At 62.3% G+C, this 3,904-nt stretch carries 2 protein-coding genes and 2 pseudogenes; 3 read left to right on the forward strand and 1 reads right to left on the reverse strand.

What is annotated here, in order from left to right:
- A pseudogene (locus ACYVDE_RS16640) lies at window positions 1-493 on the forward strand (putative sensor domain DACNV-containing protein); the annotation flags it as partial.
- A 48-nt stretch (window positions 494-541) separates the two neighbouring features.
- On the opposite strand, the gene ACYVDE_RS16645 reads toward ACYVDE_RS16640, so the two are convergent.
- Window positions 542-1,693, reverse strand: a complete 1,152-nt coding sequence (locus ACYVDE_RS16645) for a porin family protein (RefSeq protein WP_460502676.1) — start codon at window positions 1,691-1,693, stop codon at window positions 542-544.
- 398 nt (window positions 1,694-2,091) lie between these two features.
- Here ACYVDE_RS16645 and ACYVDE_RS16650 point away from each other — a divergent pair, with 398 nt between their 5' ends.
- Complete coding sequence (locus ACYVDE_RS16650) at window positions 2,092-3,459, forward strand: amidohydrolase family protein (protein ID WP_460502677.1); 1,368 nt, start codon at window positions 2,092-2,094, stop codon at window positions 3,457-3,459.
- Window positions 3,416-3,904 (forward strand): annotated as a pseudogene (locus tag ACYVDE_RS16655) (hypothetical protein); the annotation flags it as partial. The gene ACYVDE_RS16650 and the pseudogene ACYVDE_RS16655, both read left to right, overlap by 44 nt.

Genomic DNA, 3,904 nt, shown 5'->3' on the forward strand with positions numbered 1-3,904 from the left:
AGGGCTGGTGCTGGTAGTGCCGCCCGGCTCCGAGGCGTGGCAGCAATCTATTGTGCAGCCCCTGAACTACCCCGTGGCCCCGGCCTACACCGGCATTCGGGCGGTGCAGCGGCCGGGGCAGTCACGGCGCAAGTGGCAGGCCAGTTTGCGGCGCAACATTGGCATTGTGGGCGGCTTCACGGCCGTGGATGGGGCCACGGTCATCACCCGCGAATACACGCTGCTGGCCTTCGGGGCCAAGGTGGCGCGGGCCAAAACCAGCACACCCGTCGAAACAATGGTGCTCACCGAGCCCGTGGTGGGCAGCGAGCCCCGGCAGCTGCACCCGGCCCAGAACGGCGGCACCCGCCACCTGGCCGCCGCCCAGTTTGTGCACGACCAGCACGATGCCATTGCCCTGGTGGCCTCGGTCGATGGGTATTTCACGGTGTTCGCGTGGTCTGATGACTTGCAGCAGGTGCACGCGCACCGCATCGACGTGCTGCTGCTGTGAGATTCTGGTGCGAGCAAAGGGCGAAGCCGTGCTGCCCGCAACGGCGCGCTAATGCAGGCGGTAGCCTACTAGCAGCGAGTAGCGCTTAAACGCAGAGCCTAGCCGTTGATAGTCGAGAAAGCCATTGCTGTACTCATAGCGTGCCTCCGCGGAGATTTTTTTGAAACCGGCGCCCACGCCGGCAACAAAACCCTGCTCGTAGCGGCGCGGGTCGGGGTAGGCTTCGCTGGTGGAGGTGTACTCCGAGGAGTAAAATTTCTCGCGCAGGACTTTTTCCGACTTCGCCACAATAGCATAACCGTTGGACATGCCGGCGTTGATGAAAATGGCCCCAGCCCCCAGCGGCTGAGTAAATCGGAGCAGCGTATTGAGCTTCAGGTAAGCCAGTTCCAGCGAAAAGGAAGTGGTGCGGTAGGTGCTGGCGGTGGGAGTAAAGTCCTCGCGGCTGCCCGAACCCTTGAAAGAGCTGAACAGCAGGTCATTGTTGAACGAAAAATGGCCAAGGTTGCCGGGCAGCGGTATGTAATAATATAGCCCGGCGGTAGGGCCAACCTGGTTATAGCTATCGAGCGTGGGATAATCCGGATTTTTAACGTCGCTGAAGCTCAGGTTGGTGCGGGTAACGCCTGCTAGTACGCCCAACTGGTGGCTCGTCTTTTTGCGAAGCTGAAAAGCAGCGGGCCGGCTGGTGCAAGCGTAATAGTTGGCCAGGACGCGTTGCAGGCTGCTGGTGTAGTAATGCGTCTCCTGTAATTGCCGCTCCATGCTGGAGCAGTCGGCAAGGTAGAGGGCGAGCTGGTTCTGGTAGGTGTTGTTGTTTTGCACGACTACCGGGCCGTCGCCCGGTTGCTTATAGCGCTTGTACACCAGCAGGTCGAAAGTGCCATTTTGCTGGATGTAGAAGTACGTGCGATTGCCTTTGGCAGGCTTATATTGATATAGGCTTTTGGGGCCGGCCACCAGAGCGCGCAGAAACACGGTATCGGCCCGGTAGCTGGGCGTGGCCGTCGTCGAGAGCTTATCCAAATCCTGCGGCGAATCTTCGACGCTTACTTTGGCGCCGGCATACCGCTCGTTGCTCACACTAAACCCGTTGATGTCGAGCGGCCGAAACAACTGTGCCGGTGCCAGCAGGTCGGGTTTGAATGCAATGGTGCGTGGGTTGCGCTCCCAGCCCCGGTAGTTGATGAATCCTCGCAAGGTGTCGCCGGCAAGGGTGGTAACTTTAGCAGGCTGGAAGTTTTGTTGGCCAAAAGCACTGGCTGGAAGGAGTAAGAAGGCCGCCGACACGGCGCGTAATGTAGAAAAATGCTTCATTTACTTAATTTCGATGGAAGTAGAATCTGCAAAGTTAAACTCGAAGCCGGCTCGCCGCCGCAATGCCAAAGCTGCCGGGCTGCTTTTGTTAAGCAGTTGCCGGCCCGTCAGCCTAGCGTTTGGTGCGTAGTGCAACCTGCCACAGAAAACAGTGGTGGCAGCATCGTAATAAATCGGGCAATTGTCAGGTATGCGGGTTAACCGGCGGCTCGTTTGGTATGCTTCAGCCCGCAAAGCACCAGCATCTGGCGGCCGGTTTTTCATTCCCTCAACCTATTGCCATGCTGCAAAAAGTCCACCTACTAGCCCTGCTCGCCGCTCTCGCGCCGGCCATGGCGCAGGCCCAGGCCGTGCCCGCGCCCGCCGATAGCGCCACCTTTTTGCTGCACAAGTTTGCGCAACGCATCGGCCAGGAAACCTACCGCCTCACCCGCACCGCCCAGGCCCACATCTACAACGTCAGCTTTAAATTCACTGACCGCAGCTCGCCGGTGGTGCTGCATGCCAACATCGCCGTGACGCCCGCCGGCGAGCCGCTGCGCCTAGCCGTGAAGGGGCAGACCTCGCGCTTCAGCACCATCAACGACACCATCAGCATTGCCAACGGGCAGGCGCGCATCCGCGTCGAAGACGCGGTGCGGACCGAGCCGCGGGCGGGGCTGAGCTTTCCCGTGGCCGGATACTCGCCCGGCACGGGGCAGCTGCTGCTGCTGCGCTACTGGCAGCAGCACGGCCGCCCAGCCAGTTTGCCGCTCCTGTCCAGCGGCACGGTGCAGATTCGGGAAGACGGGCGCGACACCCTGCAGTTTGCGGGCCAGCCGCTGGCCCTGTGCCGCTACGTGCTGAAAGGGCTGGTGTGGGGCAGCGAGCTGCTCTGGACCGACGCGCAGAACAACCTCGTGTGCATCATCACCAACGATGCCGAGGGCGACAAGCTGGAAATGATGTGGCAGCCCTACGAAAGCCTGCTGCCGACGCTCATCGGGCGGGCGGCTACCTACGGCATGCAACTGTTTCGGCAGGAGATGGGGGCTGCGGCCCGGCCCGGCGCGAAACCTCCGCTGCTGGCCATTGCCGGCGGCACGGTAGTCGACGTGGTGCGCGGTCGCACCATCCCGAACGCGGTGGTGCTGCTAGAGGGCGGCAAGATTCTGAAAGTTGGCGCGGCGGCTACTACGTCCATCCCCAAAGGTGCGCGGGTGATTCGGGCCGAAGGCAAATCCGTGCTGCCGGGCTTATGGGACATGCACGCCCACTTCCAGCAGGTCGAGTGGGGGCCGGCCTACCTGGCCGCCGGCGTGACGACCGTGCGCGACTGCGGCAACGAGTTCGACTACATCAACGCCGTGCAGCGCACCATCGACAGCGGCCAGGGCGTGGGCCCGCGCATCCTCAAAGCGGGCATCATCGATGGCGACGGCCCAATGGCGCTGGGTATTGTGCGGGCCAACACCCCGGCCGAAGCCGTCGCCGTGGTGCAGCGCTACAAAGCCAACGATTTTGCCCAAATAAAGCTCTACAGCTCGGTAAAGCCCGAGCTGGTACCCGTAATCTGCGCCGAGGCGCACCGGGTGGGGCTACCCGTCACGGGCCACATCCCGGAGGATGAACATTGTGCAGGGCGTAGCCGCCGGCATGGACCAAGTTAACCACCTAAACTACGTTTTCCGGCTGCTGAAGCGCAACCCCGACCGCTCCTTCATCCTCGATGACACCACCAGCGCCCGGGTGTTCGGTTTCCTCAAAGCCCACCACACCGTTATCGACCCCACGGCGGGCGTGTACGAGCTCATGTTCCGCTCGACCAAAGACGACATCACCACCATTGAGCCCGACTATGCGCGGCTGCCGCTGGCCCTGCAGGCACTGTACCGCAACATGGGCTCGGAGCCGGCCGATGCGGCCAAGTACGCCGCGTATTTTGCCAGTGTGCCGCGGCTGGTGAAAGCGCTACACGACCACGGCATTCCGGTGGTGGCGGGCACCGACATGGGCTTTCCCGGCAGCAGCCTGGCCCGCGAGCTGGAGCTGTACGTGCAGGGCGGCCTCACGCCCATGCAGGCCCTGCAAACGGCCACCATTGCCCCGGCCCGC

The organism is Hymenobacter agri (genome assembly GCF_054778495.1).